This window comes from Pseudomonas sp. TWI929, from assembly GCF_039673335.1.
GTDB lineage: Bacteria > Pseudomonadota > Gammaproteobacteria > Pseudomonadales > Pseudomonadaceae > Aquipseudomonas.
Genome location: NZ_JBDJLK010000046.1, coordinates 1 through 23,000 on the forward strand (window position 1 = coordinate 1; position 23,000 = coordinate 23,000).

The following is a 23,000-nucleotide window of genomic DNA, read 5'->3' on the forward strand; positions in this document are numbered from 1 at the left end:
GATACCGCCGCCCCCCCCGGTCCCGTTGTCCCCTCCGCCGGTGGGGGGGCCGTGGGGGCGGGTATTCCCCCGCGAAGGGGCCAGTACAGGCTTAAACATCAGTCGTATATCACCTTCTTCTTCCAGGTCTCTTCCTCATCGGTCTTGAGCCCTTCGGTCAGCTCGTTTTGCTCGTCCTCGGCCGGGGCCATGCGGTCCAGCACCTGAGCGTTGGCGCGGGCCAGCAATTTCTCCAGGTAGGTCAGCTGCTCTTCATATACCTTCGGCTCCGGCTGCTTGCGCAAATACTGCACACCGCGCTCGAAGGCCAGGCGCGCCTGGCCCGGCTGGCCGTTCTGCAGGGCCTGCTGGCCAAGGTTGTTGAAGAACTCGATGTGCAGCAGCACCAGGATATGCCGAATTTCCTTGACCCAGTGCTTGGCCTCGGGCGCGGGCAGGAAGCCTTCCTGGGCGGCGCGGGTGACCTGGTTGTGCAATGCCTCCAGCAGGAAACGCACGTCCTTGGCCTTGACCTCGGTCTGTATCGGGTTGGGCGGGTTGTTGACCGGGGTCTTTTCGCCCAGGGCAATCAGCCCTTCCAGTTCGGCGATGCGCGCCTTGAGTGCGGCATTGTGCTTGTCCAGCGTCAGCTGGCGCTGGTTGAGGTTGAGTTCCAGGCGGGTCAGCAGCAGTTTAAGGGCCGGGGTCATGAACTGGCCGGGGAAGGTTTCGGTGATTTCGCCACAACGGCGCAGGCGGTCGGCCAGCTCTATCTTCAGCCGGGCGCGCTCAAGCTTGCCGTTCTCGACCACATTGTTGAGGTAGCCGATCACGATCAGCAACGCGATACCCGCCACGATGAGCAGGGTGATCAGGAGTGGTGTCACCGTTAATGCCTCATTGAAGAAGAATTACAGCTTTGAGTGTAGTGAGTTTGCCTGGGGGCGAACAGCGGCTATATGCCTGTACCGGCCCTTTCGCGGCTAAAGCCGCCCCCACAAGGATTGCACAAGGCCTGAGGGCGGTGCGTTCGGTGTAGGAGCGGCTTTAGCCGCGAAAGGGCCGGTACAGGTCACCCCGCTCTCTTTATCGTCCACTCAGCCCGGATCTGCACCCCAACCCACCCGGAAGTCATTGATTTAAATAAATTTCTACAAAGGGGTTGACGCCTGTTCGAACCATCCATAGAATGCGCGCCACTTGCAGCGTAAAGCACACAGCGAAACGCGGCAGGGAGTGAAAGCAGGCAGTAATGCCAGCAGCGTGTCCCCTTCGTCTAGTGGCCTAGGACACCGCCCTTTCACGGCGGTAACAGGGGTTCGAGTCCCCTAGGGGACGCCATATTGCGGGAATAGCTCAGTTGGTAGAGCACGACCTTGCCAAGGTCGGGGTCGCGAGTTCGAGTCTCGTTTCCCGCTCCAAATTCTCCGGCAACGCTTAACGGCGGGGCAGGAAATAAAAATCCAGTCTGGATCGTGAGGTTCAGGTGCTGGTGCACTGAAAAGTGTTGTGTGTCCCCTTCGTCTAGTGGCCTAGGACACCGCCCTTTCACGGCGGTAACAGGGGTTCGAGTCCCCTAGGGGACGCCAAATGCGGGAATAGCTCAGTTGGTAGAGCACGACCTTGCCAAGGTCGGGGTCGCGAGTTCGAGTCTCGTTTCCCGCTCCAGTTTAAATACTGTGGCGTCTATGCGGTGCAGTGGTGGTGAAGGTCTTCAGGGCGCTTCACGCCGATAGCGGTAAAGCTTCACAATGCGGGAATAGCTCAGTTGGTAGAGCACGACCTTGCCAAGGTCGGGGTCGCGAGTTCGAGTCTCGTTTCCCGCTCCAATCTAGAAAACCACTCTTAGGAGTGGTTTTTTTTTGCGTTTTTTCTATCCTGCCAACAATCAGTGCCTTGTGACTGATGTCTGCATCTGTCGGCTCGCCAAGCCCTCCCAGCCCAGGGCCAAGCAATGTTCGCCCCTCCCCCGGTCGATGCCATGCTCGGGTCCAGGTCCATGATTTTGGTGCTGGGGCGGCGCCACGGATCACGCCGGGGTGGGTTATCTGCGACCTCAATGACTCAATTTTAGCCGTGTGTTATGCCAAGGTCACCTGATAAAACTACCAGTAGGCGGATGTTGTTGCATGGTTTAAAACCTTTTTGCGTATTGACTTTTTAGAAGAGTTTACATCAAGAAGGGGCTAGTCATGCTGAATGATAATAAAATAGTAAATATCGATCTGTTAAATTGGCCGATGATTGCTGGGCTGGATCGAAAGAAGGTTAATCAACTGCTGTTTCAAGCGTATGTTCAACGGTTTAATGCATCCAGTTTTCTGCCGCCTGTAAGTGGGGTTATTGAAGGTGGTGGTGCTGAGTGGCGGTATAAAATTGAAAGTTTTTTGTTGAGCGAGCCTGTGCTCAATTTTAAATCACTGGATATTTCAAAGTCCAGGGCAGAAATGAGTATGCAAGTGCTAGGCGGCACGCAAATCTCGCAAAAATTTATAAATGGTCAGTGGTACGCCCAGGCGATTGAGTATATAAACCCGTTGCAAGGGCCTGAATTGCTATTCAAGTTGAGGTTGCAGGATACACCGATTGCTGTGGGTGTTGAGGGTGGTTTATCCATCGACTTAAGTACCAGTGATGACTTTGAACTTACGTTTGCCGAGTCGCCGGAAGAGCAGAAGCTGGGAGGCGATTTCTTCAAGATTTTGTTCGGGAAGCTCAAGCCAGAACAACGCGTTTATCCAGTCGGAAAAATCGAGCTCGGCGCTATTCCTTGGTTTCGACCGAAAGCTGCGGTACTGCGAACCCAGAGAAAGCCGGGGAAGGGGAACGATGGGGCTTTGCTGATTTTTGTTCAGTTGGAGACCTCGCCCGCGGGCACGCTGCCTGATGACAGCTGGGATTATATGTTGTCGGAAGAAGGGTCTGCCCGGGTTTGGCTTAACCGCTATTATGTATATTTCCCTCTGATGGAGGGTGGCTTCAAGAGAACTTATGCTGCAAAAACTTACTCCTGTACTCCGGATTCAAAAGGCAGATATACAAATGTAGAAATGATCAGGGGGGATATTAACCTTAAAGAAATTGCTGTTCGTACTGAGACGGTGCTTATAGGCGATATTGGCCGGCTGATGTGTGAGCAGGAATGGCGTTTCGCCCCGATCGTGTCGCCAGGAGGGGGAAGGGTGGTGGGAACGCTGGATGATACTGGTTTCTCGATTAAGGGCATGCCTTTTGATTTTAAAATGAATTTTGACTTTTACACGTTTCACGGAGATGATCGATTTATCTTCTGGAGTAAAGGTTGGAGGGGGGAGTTGTGGAATTTTCTGCGTGAGGAATATCCAATAATCGAAGATAAAAAGATGCTGGTAACAGCAGATTACTCAAGAGGGGAGTTGCCTGATATTGAGCTGAGTCCGTTACTTTTAAAAGATGATGCTGAGTCAACGGGTTTGGCTGAAGTGTCAGATTCCGGTGATCCTTATTTGAACCCTGCCGATAGTGACGGATACGCCAGGTACGTCGCTGAAAAAATGGGAGCGCACATAACCGATTGGCTTCAAGGCGATGAAGCTTTCCGCATACTTTCTAACCATTTAAGCGGGATCTTGAGAGCCGATCTTGAGGTGTCCGCAGATTTAGATAAACTTGCTGATTTGGTCAAGTTTAATTTTGGTGAAGTAATCGATATTAAGAAGCGTAGTCTTGTATTGGACGGTGACGTTATCGGTGATGTTAATCCAGTATTGACAGAATTTCGCATTCTACCCCTGAGCGTGAACCTGTTGGCGGGCGCGACGCATACCTTCAAGGTTTCCCCCGATCAAGAAGACATCGAGTGGTCTCTGGACGACCCAAGTCGTAGCGGAAAGTTAGGGGAAATATCGCCTGACGGGCAATACACTGCCCCGGCCGCCGGTCAGCTTGACGGACTGTTCAGGCATGTGCGCATCATGGCTAAACACAAAAAAACCGGCCATAAATCATTCGCCTTGGTCACCGTTATTAAAAACGCCCTTAATGTTAACCCGTTAATTGACAGCACCTCGGGTATCGCGCGTACGTTGAAGGCAGGTTCCTTAGGTGTAGAAGGTGAAAAGTTAACCTGGAGTGTCAAGAAAACGGGGACAGAAGGCAGCCTCGATAAAACCTCCGGTAGCACGGTCACTTATACGCCATCGACAAACTTCGGCACTGACCCTAACGTCATTTTTGTAGTGGATGAAGTGACTGTAAGCAACGGTAAAGAGTCGGCAACCAGCTACATCGTCAACCGCAAGTCTGACCCCGTGAATGTGATCAAATACGAGGTGAATGCCAATAACACCGTGAGCTGTAGGGCAACGGTTAACGACAAGGACCAATCTGCGACGTGGAAGATTTTGAAAGGGCCCGGCAAGATAGACGCTACTAGCGGCTTGTACACGGCCGATCCTGCGTCAACCATGCGTTTTGTCTTGATTCATTCACTCGTTACAATTCCAGTCGTTGATATGGAATTTGCTGGTTATCTCATCCTCCCGCTTCCGCTAGCCGAGCAAGACCGCGCCCTACCTGGCACGGTGAAAGTCTCGTCAACCGGCGACATTGTGCGCGAAATTCGTCCCATGAGCTGACCCTCCCGCCCGAAAAGCGGGTGCCGGTATGCCCGGCACGCGCTTTTTTGTCGTCATTCAACCAGCAGGGGTATCAGCGCAGCAAAGGCTTGCCAGGTTAGTGAATCGTCGAAAGTGGCGTAAGCCAGAATCTCCAAGGGCTGATTCAAGGTGAAATACTCGAGATCGGCTTTGGTGAAAGTGCCGATCTGTACTTCGCCGCTGTTGCTGGTAACCGTTGTGGTACCGATTGGCCTGCGCAAGTTCCCCCCGGAGCCACGCTGGAGCCCATACAACTCCAGCTTCACCTCTTGCCCGATGGTAACGAACGGCCACGCCTGGGCGCTTACCTTTGCCGTGCCATCCGCCAGCCGCTTGATGCTGAGTTGCCCGCCGTTGACCTGGTCGCAAGACGGTGTCGGCATGTTGGATACCGCCTCGACCTTCAAGGTGTGCGGGTCCGAAGGGGCCCACTCGCCGTCACGTTGCAGCACTTCGTAGTACAGGGTCAGGGTGTAGCCCGATTGTTCGGCCACTCTGTGGGCCGGTATGTGATAGGTGCGCTTGCCCGGCGCGGTCGGTGTTGGTGAAAAGGCGCCGCGCGAGCCCGGTGTGCCCCAGTACACCTTTATGGTTTCGCCAGGTTCGATGGTTTCCTCGCTCTCGGTGACCAGCAGGGTCGCGCCGGAGATGGCCTGGATCGGCCTCAGCGTGCTGCCGCTGCTGCCGCCGTCGGCTTCCTTGACAGTGGGTGGGGGGAGTATACGGGGCGCAGGTGTGGCCTTGGTTGTCAGCGGGTAGTCGTTGCCCTTCTGCGCGGGCGTCAGGGCGCGGGCCTGAATGCTGAAGTAGGCAAAGCGCGTGCCGTCCTTGGCAAGCCGTATGGCAGCGCCGGGGATGCTGATCTGCTGCGCCTGGCCGGCTTCTGCTTTGCTCAAGGTTTTGCGGCCAACCTCGTTATTGCCGCCCGGCAGCTCATTCCAGTACCAGATCAGCAGGTCGCCGGCGTTGCCCCCTTCGTAGGCAGTGGTGGTGCCTTTGAGTTCATCGCCGTTGGCCTTGAGGTACCTGTCGGTTACGCCGGCCGAGATCACCTCTGGCGGGAAGGTGATGAAGCTCATGCCAGGCAACGTGGGGGGCACTTTGTCCACGGTAACGATCAGGTCGTGGGAGGTGGCATCGTTACCATCGCCCAGAACCACGTGGTAGTTCAGGGTGTGCTGGCCATCGCCCATGCGCTCGACAGGTGCCAGGATGTACAGCTCCTCGGGCAGGACCTGGCTGTCCCAGGTTATGCTATCCACCCAGGTACCATCCCAGTAAAGGGTGAGTGTTTCAGGAAATTCGGGTGATGGCTCGGAGTTTTTCCACATCTCGAACTCCACCCGCAACGCTTCGCGCGTAGCGCTCATCGGCAGCAGGTTGGGCTGGCCGTCGGGGATATCGGGAAGCAACTGCAGCACTCTTGGGGGAGGGAGTGATGGGGCCTTGTCATCTGATGGCCTGGCAGTGTCGGCTTCACAAGGGGAAGCGGGGTTTCTGGAACCTGTCATGGAGTAATCCCTCAATAAAAAAGGGGAGGCAATCGTGCCTCCCCCATGTTTGTGTATTACCAGCTGTAACGCAGCCCGGCACTGACGCCCCAGGGCTGTTCTATCTTCTCGCCGTGGCTGTAGTCGAACTCGGCGTGCATCTGCCACTGCTCGGCCCAGGCCACGGATACACCGGTACCGAACTCGGCGCGCGAGCCGGACAGGTCGTTGTGGAAGGTGTTGCCGTTGACCTTGACGTCGTTGTCTTGGGCAAACTCGTGGGCCACTGCCGCCTTCAGGTACGGTTGCACGCTGCGGCCCTGGCCCAGATCGAAGTTGCGGCCTGCCACCGAACCCAGCTTGGCCTGCAGTGAGCGGGCACTGTCGCCATGGCCGCGCATGCCGTTGTCCAGTGTTACGCTCTGGCCTTGCACGGCCATGGCCGAAAGCTGCGCGTAGGGTTCGATGAAGTAGTCGTTGGCCAGGCGCAGGTGGCGGCCGAACTCCACGGAAGCGCCCAGCCCGTTGCTGTCGTAGTCGCCTTTGGCTTGCTTGCCATCGCTCAGGCGCACATCGGCCTGGTTCTGGTAGCGGTTGAACTTGGCTACCGCATCCAGGTAGTAACCGCTTTGCGGTTGCAGCCAGGTCGCATAAGCCCCGATGTGGTAGCTGTCGACCTTGCCCGAGGCGCCGCGGGGCAGGTTCAGGTCCGAGTTGCTATAACCCGCGGTTACCCCGGCCAGCCAGTTGCCATCGCCCAGCGGCAGGGGCGTGTCGGCACCGAACGACAGGCCCTGCTGGGTTTGCTGGTAGCCCGTACCAGCGCTGGATGACACATTGAACTTGTTGCCATAGCTGCGCATCCACGCGCCAGTCTTGCCGGTATCGCGGCGGATTTCACCCATGCGGCTGCGCAGTGTGGTGAGTTCGCCATACCACACGGTTGGTGCGCTGTTGAACAACCCCAGCAGGGTTTGCGTGCCGGGGCTGACGGTACGGGTGGTGGTGTCGAGGTACCAGTCGTTGCCGTCTTCGCTCTGCTTCAGGCCGTAGGAATAGGCGCCCAAGTCAACGGGGCCGCCTGCCAGGGAGAAGCGGGCATCGCCGCTGGCAGTGTGCACCAGGTGCAGGCTGCTCTCGGACTGCGGGTCGCTGCCGCTGCTGCTGACCTGCAGTTGATGGTCGCCAGTGGCATGCCCGGTGACTTCCAGGTGGTCGGCTTCACCCGTGCCGAAATCGACATCCATGATGAACGTGCCGTTGCCTTCCAGGTTGGCCACCGACAGGGAGTGGAAGTCGCCTGCTGCTGCGCCGAAGCGGATGGCCCCGCCGTTCATGGCCAGGTCGTTGAGCTGGGCATCGCGGGTCATTGTCCATTCGGCCTGGCTGTTGATGGCCAGTTTCTCGATGTTTTCCAGGTTGCCTTTCAGGGTGCTGCCGTTTTCCAGCGTGAGGTCGGCGCGCCCACCCTGTTCGGCAACAATGTCGCCCACCAGATGGCTGGCGTTGACCCGCAGCGTAGCGTTGCCGTCAGCGGCAATCGACACCAGCGGGCCGCTGCCGGCACTCAAGGTGGAGCCATTGAGGATATCGATGCTGGCATTGACCGGGTTGCCGGACCCTGCGCCGACCACGATGGCCGAGCCACTTTCGCCGATGACCTGGGTGGCGTCGAGTACCACGCTGCTGGGCCCGGAAGCCTGGCCGCGCACATTGGTAACGCTGATGCCTGCCTGGCCGCCGCTGATGATGCTGTTGCGTGCTGTCAGTGTACCGCCCATCAGTACCGCGCCCTGGGCGGTGCTGTTGGTGCCCCGCAGTTCGCTGTTTTCGAGCGTCATGCTGCTGGCGTTGAGGGTGGCGCCACGCAGCGCGCCGCTGATATGGCTGTTTACGGCGTTGATCTGCGAGCCACCGCGTGCACTGATGCCTTGGCTTCTGGGCCCGCTTACCGTGCTGTCACGAAGGGTGGCGGTGGTGCCGTCCAGCGTCATGCCACTGGCGCCGCCAGCGCCTGTCACGGTGGCGCCATTCACCTCAAGGGTGGAGCCTTTCTCGCCGTCGATCTCTTTGGTGACAGCGCCGTTGACAGTGAGCTTGGCGCCAAACACGTGATAGCTGTCGAGCGGGTCAGCGCCATCGATGATGGTATCTTTGGTAATGGGGATGGCAGCCTCGACGACACCGCTGAACAACAACAAGGCGCTGGCCGATGCAATAGCCAAGGCAATCGCTGAATATCGGCCAGGGTGGGGGCGGGCGGTAATCATTGTCTCTTCCTCGAACATAAGTGGAGTGCAGATGGAAACTGCGGGCAACTTAGTCGGAATGCTCTCTTTTTTATGTAGGAAAATTCTGATCAATGAGTTGACTGAGTCGGCTGGAATCGGGTGCAACAGCTATAGGCACCCGCTGATTAATCAGCTTTAAACCGGACACGTTCCACTTGGGCCGGCGATGTTTACTACCGTGTCAAAAGGATCCGAACTGACTGGGTCACCTTTGTAATCGAACGAAAAGGATACGCGCCCTCGACCTCGGGGGCGCCCACCCACATCGTCGTAGATGGGTAGGATATGTTTGTCGTACGGCTCGATACGCCAGATAAAACCGGTAACTGGGTGGTCAGCATCAATTTTTACGATTTCTTCTTTTACATTCTCCTTGGGGAGCGGAGTGTCGCCGCTCTCGCCCCAATAAGGTTGCCAGGTCAGTGTTATTTCGGCGCCTGCCTGTAGGCCGAACTTGCTCAGGTCTGGCACTTGCAGGCGGAAGGCGGGGTCGGCAGAAGGATTATCTGGATCTTCGAGAGAACTGCAGACCAGACGGCCTGCTGGGTTGAGGCCCAAGAACTCAGGTTTGGGTGCGACTACAATCACAGCCTCTACTTTAACCTCGGTGGCAGGGGCGTGTTGGGCGTTACTGGAGTCATTGGCCCTGATTGCATAATGTACGGGAAGGGCGGGGGCATTGCCCGCCTCGTTGATATAGTTCCAAGGTATTGTCACTTCAATGGGTGAAGGGTCACTGGTATCCACTGTGTAGTCAGCTTCAACCACATGTGTGCCATCCCAGTAAAACTCGACCAGTTGGCCATCTACTGCTGGCGTGTACAGATCGAACTGCAGTGTTGCATCCATGCCGTTGTGCGCCTTGAGCAACTCGTTGGGTGTGCTCGAGCCTTGTGCGAATACCGAGCATGGGGCCAGGTTGGGATTCACCGGGTCTGGCCAGCTGGGGTCGGGGTCGGGGCGTACCGGCCCGATGTAGCTGAAGTCGACTTCGATCATGGTCGATTTGCCCGGGTCTGGCGGCGTCGGGATGGCAAGGCCTCCGCGCCTTACCCGGTAGCTGACAGTTGTTTTTAGCGGGGCCGTTGCGGCGCCATAGGCTGCCTTCAGCACCTCTCTGGGCACCGGCAGTTGATAAGGCAGAGGCCCGACGACCGGGTGTTCGAATACCTGATCGCCCCATTGCACAACGAACGTATCTGTGTGTTCGCCATTTTCGAAGGCGGGTATTTGCACGATCACCCCACGCCTTGCATCTTCCAGGTCGATCGTGTTGTCGCCTGCGGCCTGCGGGACCACCGGGTCGCCCAGGCCCGCCGGGAGCTTGCCCAGTGCGGCAGTAACGTTTTTGTAGATGCCGAGCCGGCTTTCGTTACCGGCGATATCCCAAAGGATGTACACCGCGTAGCAACCACCGTTGCCCACCTGCTTGATCACAGTGGGGGGGATGAACAACTTGCGATCGGCCGGGACGGCAACATACAGGACCGGGTCGGGCAGGTCCGCAGGGTCATCCGGAAGGTGGTTGAGGTAGAACACCGCAACCTTGTCGTTACCTTTCTGCCCCGGGTAGGCTGGAAGTTCGATTTCGAGGCCTTGGGGGTTGGCATCCAGGTAGTCGTCGGTAACGGCTACGTCGGCAATGATCAACGGGGCGGGTGTCGATGTGCCCCATGGGGGCGTGCGATCGACGCGCAAGGTGATGGCAGGCGATTCATAAGGCGGATTGTCCACGAACAGTTCGTAGCGCAGTTCCAGCGTGGCATCAGCGGCCATGTAGGACTTTGGCAGCAAGAGCGTCAGCGGGAAAGGCGTAGTGCCGTCTATGGTCTCGCGCTCCCCAACATTTACCCAATTGCCATCGATCAAGAGTTGCAGTTGTACACCGTCGCCCTCGTAGGCGTCCCGCCACTTCTCAACTTCAACGGGAAGATCGTTATCCACTGCTGTCTTGATCAATGTGCCGTCATTCGGGTCGATAACTGAGTTTACACGCGGGGGTAATACGTCGGCGTCCATCATGGCAAGCCTTTCAACGCGGGCTTGTTCGAATGCCTGGCGAGTTTGTGCTTTGCTTGAAACGGTGGAAGATATGGCCATGGGGTGATGTCTCCTGTAGAGGAAAATCAGGATAGATTATTGTGTTTGGCCTGTATGAATGACAGGCCAAAGGGTACTGAATAGTATCTTGATAAAGCAAAACTGCTTTTTGGGTCGCAAAGGCTTTGCCGCTTTCTAGAAACTTTGTCTACGAAAATCTCTGCCATTAGTTAATCCCAGTAGATATCTTGACTCTCCCTGTCGATGTCTGGCGGTATTGGATCGCTTAAGCAGCTTTGAAGGTGCACTCAGATCTGCTTCAAAAGAAGACCGTTGGAAAATTTGTCTTTGAAGGGGTTCATCAAGCTTATGGACATTGTCCAGGGTTCGCCCAAGTAAATTCGAATGTTTAGCAGAATCCCACGTCATAGAAGGATCCCACGGCATAGAAGGATCCCACGGCATAGAAGGATCCCACGGCATAGAAGGATCCCACGGCATAGAAGGAACCCGCTGTTTACCCAAACCCGTGACCCACTTGGCAATCCCTCGCACCGCCTGGTACCCCTGAATGAGCGCGGCCGGCGCGCCCAGCGCAATACCGGCATACGTCGCAATCTTCCCCGCGAACAACAACCCTGCGTCTTCAAGGGCATACCCAATTGAGCTCAGAATCAGGGCTGTAGCCTCGGCCACCACTGACGCACCGAGCGAGACGGCGGTTACGGTGGCGGCGGTAATAGCTACTCCAGAGGCAATGGCTGCAGGCAAGGCCGCCCCGAAGCTGATCACGCCAAGCACCAGGAATGCTGCGGACAGCCCAATGCTCAGCCAGGCATCACTCGAACTGCCACTGGCGCTGTTACCGCCGGCGAGCGCGTGTGGGTTGTCTTCGTCGGGGCGCCGCGGGCGACCGCCGCTCCAGCCTTCGGCGGCATGCCCGGTGGGGTCGCGGAAGGTAATCGGGTTGCCGTTGCAATAGGCATATGGGTTGAGCCCGCCACCGTCGAACGGGCTCAGTGAATCGGGGCTGTGGAAGCGCATCAGTACCGGGTTGAAGGCGCGATAGCCTCGACCCAGCAGGTACCAGCCTGTGCCCGCTTCCCGGAGCTCGCCGTTGTAACCGAGCACACTCTGCCCGGATGGCGTGGAGTCGCCATAGGCTGCGTAACTGAACGTGGTCATCTCGCCATTGTGCAATTCGCACAGCACGCTGCCACTGGCACTGGTCTGTAGCAGCAGCGTGTCGTTGGCGGAACCGGCTGTCTGTTGCGCCACGGCGTGTTCGGCGGCGTACAGCAAATGTGTGGTCCGGTTTCCTTTTATGGCAACCGACAGGCGGTTTTCCTCGAAGAACAGCAACTGTTGCGGGTCGCTGCCGGCCTGGCTGGCATACAGTTCGTTGTGGGCGTCGTAACGGTAGGTTGCGATTGCGGCGCCTTTGCCATCCTTGACTGCCGTCATTCGTCCGCGGCTGTCATGTTCCGGAGCCAACCCTCGCTCGTCACGTTCCAGGTGGCCATTCTTGTCGTAACTGAAGGTGAGTTTCGGCTTCGCGGGTACGTAGGTGATGCTTTCCAGCTGGCATGGGTCGGCCTTGCGGTAGCCGTAGACAGCCCTTTGTAGTTCCGTGGTGCCCTCAAGCTTGTAGGTGGTGGTCTTGACGTTGTCGTAGCCATCCAGCGTCATGGTCAACTCCATATAGGGTTGACCAAACGGGTCCTTGGGCAGTTGGCTGCCGTTGCATTGGTGGCCGGTCAGGCGCTGGCGGCTGTCGTAGGTGAAGGTCTCGTGCAGTAAAACCTTGCCATCTTGTGTGGTGGTACGCTCATCCAGCAGCTCATCCTTGCCCCACACCTGCGTGACGATGCGGGTCGGCTGGCCGTCGATGGTCTCGGTCCGCTTGTTTTCGCGGCCCTCTTCGTCGTATTCGATTTCGGTGACCTGGGTCGCGCCGCCACTGGCCATATTCTGGGTGGTGATCTTCCAGAGGCGGCCCAAGGTATCGTACTGGTAGCCCACCGTTACCAGGCCTTGGGTCGAAGACTCCAGGCGCAGGTGCGTGTCATACACGTAAGTGGTTTTGAGATCGTTTGCCTGGGTTCGGGAATGGGGCAGGCCTGTCGACGAAATGTCCTGCGAAGTTTTCCATTTCTTGCCGTCTGGACCTGTCCATGTTTCAGACGTCAGTTGCCCAGCCGCGTCATAACCATAGGTCCGCTCGCCGTTTTCGTCCTTCTTGGTATTGCGTGCGGTCAACAGGTCGCCTGTGACCGGGTGGTAGTTGAACTCGAAATCGTCACCGGCGATCAGGCTCTTGTTCGGCGCCAGGCTCAAGGCCAGGTCGTACTCGAACGTGATCGTGTCGCCTGCTGGTGTGGTGTGGCTGTCGGGCTGGCTGCGGCCACCTGTAAAGGCGTAAGTCTCGGTACGTTCGCCCACCGTGCGCGAGACCAGCCGCTCCAGGCTGTCGAACTGCTGGCTGGCAATCTGCTTGCGATCTGCGGCCTTGCCTTCTGGCGTGACCGTCAGCGCAACGGGCAGTGCTTCGGCACTGTGGCTGGCGTAGGCCCGTTCAACCAAAGTGGCATCCGGTAGCCGGGTACTGGTCATGCGGTCACGGGCATCGTAGGTGTAATGGGTGCTGTGCCCGCGTTCATTGGTATCCGTGGTGCAACGCCCCAAGCCGTCATAAACCTGCAGCCGCTCTTGCCCAGGCAAGTACTTCCATTGGCTATCCATGCGCCGGGTGCGAATCGGTTTCTCGAACAGGTTCATCCACGTCTCCACCCTGGACGCAACCTTGCCGTCGCTGCCGGTGGTCCAACGGCGGATCACTGGCCCGGAAGTGTGCTCAACGGTGCCAATCGGGTTGGTTTCCTGATGCTGGGTGATGCCTTCGGGGGTGATGGTTCGTGTGAGCTGGTTCCAGTCATCATACTGATAGCGGGTACGCCGCGATTGTTGCTCGCCAAGGTACCAGTCATGGGTGGTCTCGCTGGCTTTGTTGCCTCGTTCGTCGTAGCTCAGGGCATGGGTGTCGTGCAGGCGTGTCGGCACTGCGCTGTCGACCTTGTCGCGTGCAACACGCACTGGGCGGCCTAGGCCATCCACGTAGGTTCGCGTGTTGGTTCCAAGCGCGTCTGTCAACTTTTGCCCGGGCAACTCCACATTCGCCCCGTCTGTAGCGCCGCGCAGATAGTAGGCATAGCTGCGCTCGGCCGGGAACTTGCCGTCAGCCGAGGCGACGGATTCAAGCGTTACCCGGCCCAGCTTGTCGTAGTCGTAACGTGTGACGACGCCATCCTGGTCGTGCTCTTCGCAGAGCAGGCCGGTACGGGCCGACTCCAGGCGTATCTGGGTAGCCACTTGACCATCCCAGACGCCCATGGTTTTTTCGGTGGTTTGCACCTGCGCAAGCGTGTCGAGTTTGTCGTACTCGAATGTGCTCATGGTCAAGTGGGTACCGCGCAGCGTAGTGCGCATGTTGACCCGGCCGTGCCGGAACGGATCAGTCAGGTCATCCGTGTACCCGTACTGGACCTTCTCCAGTTCTGTCTCCTTGCCCTTGGTGTCCACCGCCAGCAGGGTCTGGTGGTCTACCAGATGGCACGGTTGCAGGTCGGGGTAGCCGTCAGTTACCAGTGCATTGCGTGTGATGTAGGCATAGCGTTGCACCAGCGTTTCGGCATCGTTGCTGGCCGGGACAACCGTGCGTTGGCGCAGATGGCGCACGAAGCCTTCAGGGTCCTGCGGGTGGCCTTCGCTGGCCGCTGCCGGGTACCACATGTTGATTTCTTTTACGCCATTGGCCTTGGTTTGTTCCAGAACGTTGCCTTGGCCATCGTAGGACGTACGTTCAACTTCAGGCTGCCTCAGCGGGGTACTGTTCTTGCGCCACCAGAGGCGGCTGGTTTTGGTGGCGAGCTGGAATGTGCGCGGCTGGTCGTCGAATGCCACATTATTGTGCATCGACTCGTAAGCGGTGACTGTTTGCGCAATGTTGCTGCCTTGGGTGGTTTTTTCCAGGGTTTGCAAATGAAACTGGTTGAAGCGCCGCTCAATGGTGCGCAGCGGCTTGTCATCGACGTACAGCGTTTCCACCGAGCCGTAGCTGTAGTCGCCTACATGCTGATACATCGCGTCCAGGCCCGTTTCATTTTTTCGTGCCCAGTCAATGTTCAGGCCGTAACCCATAAAGTTGTGCCTGACCGGGTTGTCGGGGTCGTTTGGATAGGTATATCGGTTGTCGACTTTCGGCTGCCCAAGGCCAGGATTAACCACATGGTCGGTCACTCGGGGAATAATGCCAGTGACCATGGCCCCGTTCTGGTCCTTGTAGTTAAACCGGTGCCCCTCGTCGCGATACAGTATCAACTCCTCGCCGCCATTTGGCGTGGTGACACCCGCCATGCACCACAGGCCGTGTACCTCGCGGTAGCGGAAGTCCCATGCTCCTTTGTCATGGGTGGGTAACTCGATTCGCGAGACCGAGTTATTGGGCCCGGTCACGTGCATTTTATAGGACGCACCCGGGCCTCCGGCGGCGTCAGGGAAATAGTTCAGAGACAAGATGCCATCGCTGAAGTGAGTGCCGAACACCGGTTCGCCATCGGCCTGGAATATGGTTTTCAAGCGCACGAAACCGCCACCGACAGGCTCATAGTTCAGCCGCAAGACATGCCCAAGAGGCGATGCTACACGCACCGGGACTGCGGCGAGGTTACTGCCGCTACCTTGCAACTCAAGTACCTCGACCAGCCCCGACCGGTGCACGACGCGATAACCGTCGCCGTGGCGGTATAGATGAAAATTGTCCAGTTTCTTCTCACGCATCAGCAACTCGCCGGTTTGCGTGACTTCATCGGTGATCTTGAATGTTTCACCGCTGGCCAGTGTCAGCATGTTGTCACTGGGCGTATAGCGGGTGTGCTGCAATTGCCAGTTGGTGCCGTAGCCGGTGTTCTGATTGCCCATGCTGTTGAATAAAAATACCAGGGGAAAGTCGATCTCCCTCAGGTCATTGGCGCGCACAGGCGGCAGCTCTAACCTCATGGAGTATTGCCCTGTCCGCGCATCCACACCGTGAGCGAGGAAGCTCATGAAATTCATGGCGTTGGATTGAATAAACGTATCGTCGGCAAGTTTAGCAATCATGAAGGTCGGTCCAGGCTGTAAAACGCCATAAGCGGGAAGTGGCTATTGAGGTATCTGGGCACCATAGTGCTCACACGATTCTGGCAAACCCTATCAGCCGCAGCAGTGTCCCGCACCTAGCAGTTTTATCAGTTTGCGAGCCGGCACAAGGCGAGTAAAACGTGGTGGAAATTCGCCGGAAAACACCGAATGACTACGGGTAAAACAGATGAAAACTGACTTGCCAGCACGTGAAATTCCAACGGATACCGAACTGCCAGTACCTGAGGTGCCGCTACTGTCCGGCGATAACCTTAAATTGGCAGATTTAGGTATTGATGATCTGGAAACCTATATCACCTACCCTGGAATTGCCATTGGACAGTCTGTGGCCCCGAATTTCCGGGGGCGAGCGGCGGACGGTTCGGCCGTCGACTTGTTGGCGGACAAGAAAATTATTGATGATCTCGATGATGAAAATAGATACAGGCTGGATATACCCAACAGTATTCTTCAACAACTGAGCGATGGTCAGGTTTTCTATTCGTTTTACACGGTAGAGCATGATAATTTTATAGCGCAATCACTCCGGCGCTTTTTCTTTGTCGATAAAAAGGATGAGGGCGGTGGCGTCGTTGGCTTGCCTGTCCTGCAGTTGCAGCAGTCCCATGAGTTGAAGGTAGACCTCAAGGCGCTCGGCAGCGCCAACGCCCTTCTGGCCGTAGTGCCGTATCAGGCGATGGCGGAAGGTGACCGCGTAACGTTCGTTTACCAATCTTTTATCGACGGCTTTGAAGAGCCCTTCGTTGATTGGAGCTTCACCGTAACCATTGCACCAGAACAAGTTGGCAAGGCGATATTGGCTGAGTTGCCCAATGCTGTGTTGAATTCTGCACAGGGCTTGACCAGCAAAATGTACTACCGCATTGCCTACCGGGATATCGAGGATGAAACCCCGTCTCCGGTGCAGTCAAACTTTCCGGTTGAGGAAGTACTGCCTGCACCTGTGCTGCTGGCGCCGCTGCTCATCAAGGGGCTGGAAGGGGATGTCCTGGATCCGGATGACTGGCCAGACGGCGTCATTGTGCAGGTTCCCTTCCATGAAGACATGCTCGTGGGGGCAGGTGTGGTGCTGTACATCAGTGGTTTACAGCCCTCTATCCAGGCCGTTCAGCTGGACGCCAGTTCCGCTGACAGCAAACGGCTCGAGTTCCTGCTTTCGCAACAATGGCTACGCGACAGGCGTGACCAGGACATCAGCCTCAGTTACCAGTTCGGTGTCGTTGGCCAGGACGGCCGTTCCAAGTCGCTAAAGCTGACGGTGCAGGCGAACCTGGTACTTGCACCCGCCAGCGTGAAAGATGCATTACCCGATGAAGATGATCCTCAGCATCGGTCGGAGGTACCCGGATGGACCCTCCGGGATGGCGCAGAGGTTATTCTGCCGAGTGATCAGGACCTGCCCTCAGACCCCAAATACACCGTGTATTGGGATGGCGATCGCATTTCCCAGGTTGGTACGCAACCGCGTTACGCGGTGCCCAAAAACCTCATACCTGCGAACTTGGGGAAGACCGTTCGTGTTTATTATGAAGTGCAATTTGGTGAGGGCAAGTCTCGGCCATCACCTGATCATCATGTCTTTATAAAGGACTTCGAAAAGAGTCGCTGGCGGACCATCAGTACGCCGGGGTTCGGGAGCAGTGTTTCTTTGGGCGGTGTGGACGAAAAAGTGGGGTTGCCACTGCTTTTGGGATACTGGGTTTTCATGGAGGAAGGCCAGAAAGTCCGCATCGAAGTGCAAGGTAAGGTCAAGGGCGACAACAAAACTTTCGTCATACGGGATGCTGTCGCAGTGACGAAAGAAGAGGCACAAGCGGAGGAAATAAACGCAGCCTTCAAAAAGACTGATCTGGCGTCAATCGATGTGTTTTCAACGTTTGAAATTCGAGTCGCGGTCAGCTTTGATGGCGGCGATTCGTATAAAGATTTTCCGCACCTTTCGAAACAGTTGGAAAAGTAAGCGCGACTATTCGCGTGGGTGAACATCGGTAAGCAGTAGCGCAACGCGATAACGTATTTAAAGCTCAAGGGCCATGTGGCAGTCAAATACTGCATGCGCTGGCATATTTTGCAATTTTCATGAGGACTTCCATCATGGCGGAGACGATTAAAGATATTGTCGATTGGATGCGGGACTACCCAGCGCTGCTTGGTTGGGATTTGATAGCTGCGCTGGATATCAGCGAACTTGATCCCGGCCTGGCAGAGGCGCATTTGCATCGCTGGCGCAACAGCAAGGATCTCGGCGCCATCGAAGGCAACTTCCAGATTGGTGATATGCCGGTCTTCCACTATTTGAGTGGGGTGCGTTTAGGGGCTGTGCAGGTCGATGTAAGTTTCAGCAATCCGCAGCGGCCGGTAATCCGCTGGCACATGGACGTGGAAGGTGGAACTCGCACGGTTGTCGAGGCCCCCAAAAAAATTCGCTCCCTGTCGCGTTTCGACCTGCTGGATCCTGCCCGGTTGCAGTCGCGTACGCCTTTGCAGAACGCCAGTGGGCGGTTGTTGATGGATATGAGTGCGGGCGAAGAATACACGTTCGACCTGGGGCGCAGTGAGTTGGAGCAACTGGCGGGTGGTCGTTTCTTTGAGAAGGTGTTACGGGAAACTGCCAAGGACGACCCTGAACGGGTGCGTTATGTGATAGCCGGTACGCCTGAATCAACCGAGAACCCCTTCCTTGCAACCCGGAGCATCACGGCTTCGAGCTGGAACAGTGCTGACGGCAAACGTGTGGTGCTGTTGCTGCTGGTCGCATTGGCACACGGCGCACCTGGCCTGGTGCCGTCACCTGAAAGTGACTTTCCGTTCCCGCTGCCGGAAGAGGTCGCCAAGGCTGGGCGGGGCACACTGCTGATGAACCTCCAAAGCATGGAACGTGTGGCACTGGGGCACGCGGTGGAGCATCTGCTTGAGGGGGGAGTGTTCAGTTATCAACAGCAGGACAGCGGCAAGCTGGCGATGATGAAGGCTACCGCTGGCACCTTGTGGGTCCCTCCCACAGATTACGAGAGTCGAGCCTTCAAATTCGAATCCGAGGCATTCGAACTAGAGGGCGTCGGCCTGGAAGTCGATTTCCGGGATGCCGAACCGCGGCTGGGCTGGCGCCGGGATTCTGCTGTCACGTTCAGCTACTGGCCGATCGCAAGTGGTGACAGGCAAACCGTCAAAGCTGAGTTCAGGTTGAACCTGGCGCATCAGTTCCAGTTGTTCCATGACAGCGAACATCAGCACATTACCCGCGGGCGTTACTTTGCCTCACTGCGCAAAGAGTCAGAGGTAGAGCTGGTTTCCGGGTTGCCCGAAGGCATCGACGCTGACGAGCTTGCCCAGATACGCGAGTTCATTGCCTACGCCATCACCCGTGCAGTTTATCGGGCAATCGCGCCCCAGTTGAGCGGCCACAGCCCAGAGCAGATGATGGCGCAGTTCCGGTTGGCCGATGTCAGGCACTTCGCTAGCTCGCAGATACAGGTCGAGGCACCCAACAATCTGGCTGTGTTCGCTCCGGTAAGCAGCCAGCCCGCGCAGTTCTCGATCATTCAGCAGAATGTGCTGCTCAAGCCTCGCCAGGAATTTCAGTTCACCCTGGATACCGAAATCCCCAATGTCGAATGGACGGTGGTGCCATTGCCTGGCAGTTCCGGGGAGTGGGGCACCATCGATCCCGCCACGGGGGAGTACTCCGCACCGACTGCGAACAAGATGGGACCACTGGAAACCCGGGTGCTGGTGGTAGCCACTGACCCGGCAACGAGTGCCGAGAGTGTTTCCAAGGTCACCGTGTTGACCAAGGGTGTAACGCTTAACCCCCTGATTCATGTCACCCACGCCAATGCTGATGAAAATTTCCAGGTCGCGCTCACCGCCGGTGCGCTGGATGGCGGCGAGCTCAAGTGGGAACTGGTTGCCGATGAGCAGGGTGGAGGGGGCATCGATGGCGGCTCGGTAGGCCCGACCAACATCTACACGCCGCCTGCCAAACCTTTGCCTGGCATTACCTTCACCGTTGACGAAGTCAGGGTTACCGGTAAGAGCGGAGAGAGTACCAGTAGCGTGCTGCTGGTCGAGCACCAGTCGCCTCTCCTCGAGGTTCTGATCGACCCAGCACAGCAACCGGAATACGGCGTGCAATTGCAGGCACGGTTCAGGGGGCAGCCAATTAAGGGCGTGACGTGGTCGAAGTACACCGGCAGCCCGGGCTACCTCGATGAGCAGACTGGCGTGTATGAACCCGACAGCTATGCACCGGAGCGTTTCGCACTGCTATTCGCCAAGCTCGAAATCGAGCCCCTCGGAACCTTGGAGGGATACACGATCCTGCCCCTGCCGCTGGAACAACACACAGGCGTGCGCGCCTTCCTCACCGCGGTACCGGCAAACAGCAATCAGCAGCACTGATCGAACCTATTCAACCTGGAGGACAGCATCATGGCTGGCTACTCACGTGCAGAAATTGTCGCGAGCATGAAAGGCAAGAGCATTACCTTGGGCTGGGGCGCGGTTTCCGCGTTCAGCCGCTCCCGGCTCAACCACTTACTGGACCAGCAATACCTGAACCGGCTACATGAGCTGCGGTATCTGCCGCCTTTCAACGGCGAGGTGCAGGCCGAAGGCGAGCTTGGCTGGAAAGCGCAAGCGCGCATGATCGAGTTCGGCGCGCCGCGCCTGTCGTTCCACACCGCTTCAATGACTGATTCCAAGGCCATGCTGACCATGAACATCATTGGTGGCAGCCTGACCACGCACAACTCGCTGAGCGACAGTTTCCAGGCGCAGGGCGACCTGACCGAAGCCATGGGCTACTACCTGGAGCTGGAAGTGGACCTGACATTGGCCACTGGCGTGGTCGACCGTCGCGGCCGGGTTACCCTGGACCTGGCCAAAGGGGCACGCTTCAACAGTAACCTGTTGCAAGGGCGCGCTGCTACCGAGCTGAACCAGGCGCTGAGCCGCTGGTTTGCCCGCTTGCCGGCGCACCGAACGGTATTTGAGCTGGGCTTTATCGATTACCACGGTTATACGGCGCTGGCACCGCAAAGCTTCATCCTGCGTACCCAGGCGGCCCCCGGCGCTGCTGTAAGGCACGCTGAAAACCATGGCGATGGTGCGGTGCTGGCGTTCATCCGCCTCGCCGGCAATGCCAGCGATGGGCAGCCACCTGGCGCCAACTTCCCTTACCTGATCCCGAATGACCGCAATGCCAGTGGCGAGGACCTGTACTCGGCCACCCTGGTGGTTGCCAGCAACCTGCTGGAACACGTCACACCCAAGCGCCTGGAGGTCCTCAACAGCTTGCTGTTCCCGGGCCAGCAGGTGTTTGCCGAGGTAGGCCGGGACACACCTGAGGACCTTGCCGTATTTGGCCGTATTGCGCCCCATAACGCGATGCTTACTGTTTTTCCGGCCACCGTCACCATGCGCCCGGGGGGCACCCAGCAGTTTGAGCTGCGCGATTTCGAGGGTGCCAAGTTGACCGCTACCGCGTGGACGGCGCTTAGTGTCAAGAGTCATCTTGCAGTTGGCGATGGCAAGATTACGGCCAACGGGCTGTACAGCGCAGCCAGCGCTCAGGACATGGGGCACGAAACACTGACGGTGGTGGTGACCGCGGAGTACAAGCGCGGTAACGAGACGGTGCGTGCCAGCGCCAGGGTACTGGTCACGTACGAGGCAATCGAGCTGGCCCAGCGCCTGGAAACGCTCCCGGCCACTCTCCCGTCGGTGGCCCTGGGCGGGAGCCATGCCAGTGGTGGAAGCTTGTCATGGAAGTTGTTGGCGCCTGAACTGGGAGCGTTGCAAGCCAGTGGCGCTGGCGCCTTGTTCACGCCGTCCAGTGTCTTTCGCAAGCCTCCGCTGGCTTTGCAGCAGGTTCAGGTTGAACAGGGGGAACAGGTGCGTGCCGGTGTACTGCTGCTTAACGCGCACTACGCGTTGCGGCTGAAATCAACGGCTGGCTAGCTTGACGCGCAGGCTGCCGGCAACGCCGTGCAACGGATCAAGCCGGGGCAGGCGGTGCAGTTCACCTTTGCTGTCGATGACTTTCTGCCGGGTGCGACATCGGCCTGGCGGGCGTTGGGGGACGGTACGGTCGATGCGCAGGGGCACTATACCGCCCCCGCAATATCGTCGGGGATAGATGCCGTGGTCTGCGACCTGGAGCATGACGGGGTCTTGTTCAGTGGTGCATACAACACGGTGCAAGTCTCCACACTGGATGAAGAGAGCAAATGGAACATCCTGGACAGATTCGAACTTTCGGTCCCTGCCAACCGGAACACAGTGTACGGCAATCGTTATCAGCAGCAGCAAGTCGACATCGTGGTGGAAACAGTACCGGTTGACGGTAAGGACTATCGCTTGACACCTACTGAGCAGGCCAGCCTGATGCTGGTCGAGCTAAAGTCCAACGATGACGTGCACGCACTGTCCGAGGCCAGCCAAGGGATTGAAAATGATTGGGTATATGCAACCCGTACTACGCGGAATGCCTTCAAACTAAATGGCCAGCCGGGCTTCAAGGACAGCCCGCACGACCGGCGCCTGAAATCGCCGGGGTCGACGATACATGCAACACGCTATCTGCATGTCAACGATCCGAATGCGGTGAGCGCCAAGTTCTATGCCAGGTTTACCAAGGACGGAGGCGGGGAGTTCACTTCTCGGGACAAGGACCCAACAAGCGGAACCGTGCAGGTGAATGTAGCGTCGCTGCCGACTTACCAGCGTGAGCAGTATTCAATCGAGCGCAGGCGAGTGAAGGGTAAAGAGCCTAATGATGATGGGCGTCCGGGAGATGAATACAATCTTGAATACAGTTCAAGAGATTACTGGCGATTCAGGTGTTTGAATGCCGACTTCTTGACGGCTCAAATAACTAATATGAAGGCTGACGGAAGCATCAAGAAGAAGGCGAATGTGTCGATGATTCGTTGGGAGAGTGAGCACCCCAATGAAATCATGGCCAGCTACACCGGTTTCATCTTTCACGACCGGCTGGAAAAGCAAGAGGCCAATACGCAACCCGAGCGGGTCATTGAATTTGATGAAGACCTCAATAAGGTATTTTCAGATACCACCGAAGTGTGGGGGGGGGAGGTTGTCCACTCCGCGTTCAGCAGTGGCATGGCGGTGATATGCAACGATCGCAAGGATGATGTTGCTTACAAGCCGTTGGGTGAACAGGCGCACCTGGCGCAGGAACTGGTTATCAAGTTCGTCGATGAATACGGTAATGTGCACCATGTTGTGTTTTCCTATGGTGCCAAAGGTCTGTCGGGTAATCGCAACGTAGTGTCCTGGGAACTGTTGCGGCCTAAGGCTTGAATTGCAGTGGCTGGCTGAGCGTTATACCGGCCGCATAA

Annotated in this window: 10 protein-coding genes and 5 tRNA genes; 10 read left to right on the top strand and 5 right to left on the bottom strand. The window is 57.3% G+C overall.

The genetic code is table 11. The annotated features are described in order from the left end of the window. Positions 1 to 98: 98 nt before the first annotated feature. Positions 99 to 866, bottom strand: a complete 768-nt coding sequence (locus ABE456_RS18185; protein WP_346645141.1) for a hypothetical protein — start codon at positions 864 to 866, stop codon at positions 99 to 101. A 378-nt stretch (positions 867 to 1,244) separates the two neighbouring features. On the opposite strand from ABE456_RS18185, the gene ABE456_RS18190 reads away from it, so the two are divergent. From ABE456_RS18190 to ABE456_RS18215, 6 genes are all read left to right on the top strand, one after another. Beyond that, positions 1,245 to 1,320, top strand: a tRNA-Glu gene (locus ABE456_RS18190). A gap of 4 nt (positions 1,321 to 1,324) precedes the next feature. Next, positions 1,325 to 1,400 (top strand) — tRNA-Gly (locus tag ABE456_RS18195). A 92-nt stretch (positions 1,401 to 1,492) separates the two neighbouring features. Then, positions 1,493 to 1,568: transfer RNA gene (locus tag ABE456_RS18200), tRNA-Glu, on the top strand. 3 nt (positions 1,569 to 1,571) lie between these two features. Then, positions 1,572 to 1,647: transfer RNA gene (locus ABE456_RS18205), tRNA-Gly, on the top strand. Between the two features lie 85 nt (positions 1,648 to 1,732). Continuing rightward, positions 1,733 to 1,808 (top strand) — tRNA-Gly (locus ABE456_RS18210). Between the two features lie 363 nt (positions 1,809 to 2,171). Then, a complete protein-coding gene (locus ABE456_RS18215) occupies positions 2,172 to 4,595 on the top strand; it encodes a hypothetical protein (protein WP_346645142.1) in 2,424 nt (807 codons plus the stop codon). A gap of 53 nt (positions 4,596 to 4,648) precedes the next feature. On the opposite strand, the gene ABE456_RS18220 is transcribed toward ABE456_RS18215, so the two are convergent. From ABE456_RS18220 to ABE456_RS18235, 4 genes are all read right to left on the bottom strand, one after another. Next, complete coding sequence (locus ABE456_RS18220) at positions 4,649 to 6,028, bottom strand: hypothetical protein (RefSeq protein WP_346645143.1); 1,380 nt, start codon at positions 6,026 to 6,028, stop codon at positions 4,649 to 4,651. Positions 6,029 to 6,183: 155 nt separating this feature from the next. Continuing rightward, a complete protein-coding gene (locus tag ABE456_RS18225; RefSeq protein ID WP_346645144.1) occupies positions 6,184 to 8,376 on the bottom strand; it encodes an autotransporter outer membrane beta-barrel domain-containing protein in 2,193 nt (730 codons plus the stop codon). Positions 8,377 to 8,532: 156 nt separating this feature from the next. Further along, the gene (locus ABE456_RS18230; protein ID WP_346645145.1) at positions 8,533 to 10,497 is read right to left on the bottom strand and encodes a hypothetical protein; all 1,965 of its coding nucleotides are present in this window, start codon (positions 10,495 to 10,497) and stop codon (positions 8,533 to 8,535) included. A 135-nt stretch (positions 10,498 to 10,632) separates the two neighbouring features. Continuing rightward, complete coding sequence (locus ABE456_RS18235) at positions 10,633 to 15,594, bottom strand: RHS repeat-associated core domain-containing protein (RefSeq protein ID WP_346645146.1); 4,962 nt, start codon at positions 15,592 to 15,594, stop codon at positions 10,633 to 10,635. Between the two features lie 208 nt (positions 15,595 to 15,802). Between ABE456_RS18235 and ABE456_RS18240 the strand changes: the two genes are divergently transcribed. The 4 genes from ABE456_RS18240 (at position 15,803) to ABE456_RS18255 (ending at position 22,962) form a co-directional block, all read left to right on the top strand. Further along, complete coding sequence (locus ABE456_RS18240; RefSeq protein ID WP_346645147.1) at positions 15,803 to 17,596, top strand: hypothetical protein; 1,794 nt, start codon at positions 15,803 to 15,805, stop codon at positions 17,594 to 17,596. Between the two features lie 134 nt (positions 17,597 to 17,730). Beyond that, entirely contained in the window at positions 17,731 to 20,037 is a 2,307-nt protein-coding gene (locus tag ABE456_RS18245; protein ID WP_346645148.1) for a hypothetical protein, read from the top strand. 30 nt (positions 20,038 to 20,067) lie between these two features. After that, positions 20,068 to 21,597: a hypothetical protein gene (locus ABE456_RS18250; protein WP_346645149.1), complete on the top strand. Its 1,530-nt coding sequence runs from the start codon at positions 20,068 to 20,070 to the stop codon at positions 21,595 to 21,597. A gap of 27 nt (positions 21,598 to 21,624) precedes the next feature. Further along, the gene (locus ABE456_RS18255) at positions 21,625 to 22,962 is read left to right on the top strand and encodes a hypothetical protein (protein ID WP_346645150.1); all 1,338 of its coding nucleotides are present in this window, start codon (positions 21,625 to 21,627) and stop codon (positions 22,960 to 22,962) included. Positions 22,963 to 23,000 lie beyond the last annotated feature (38 nt).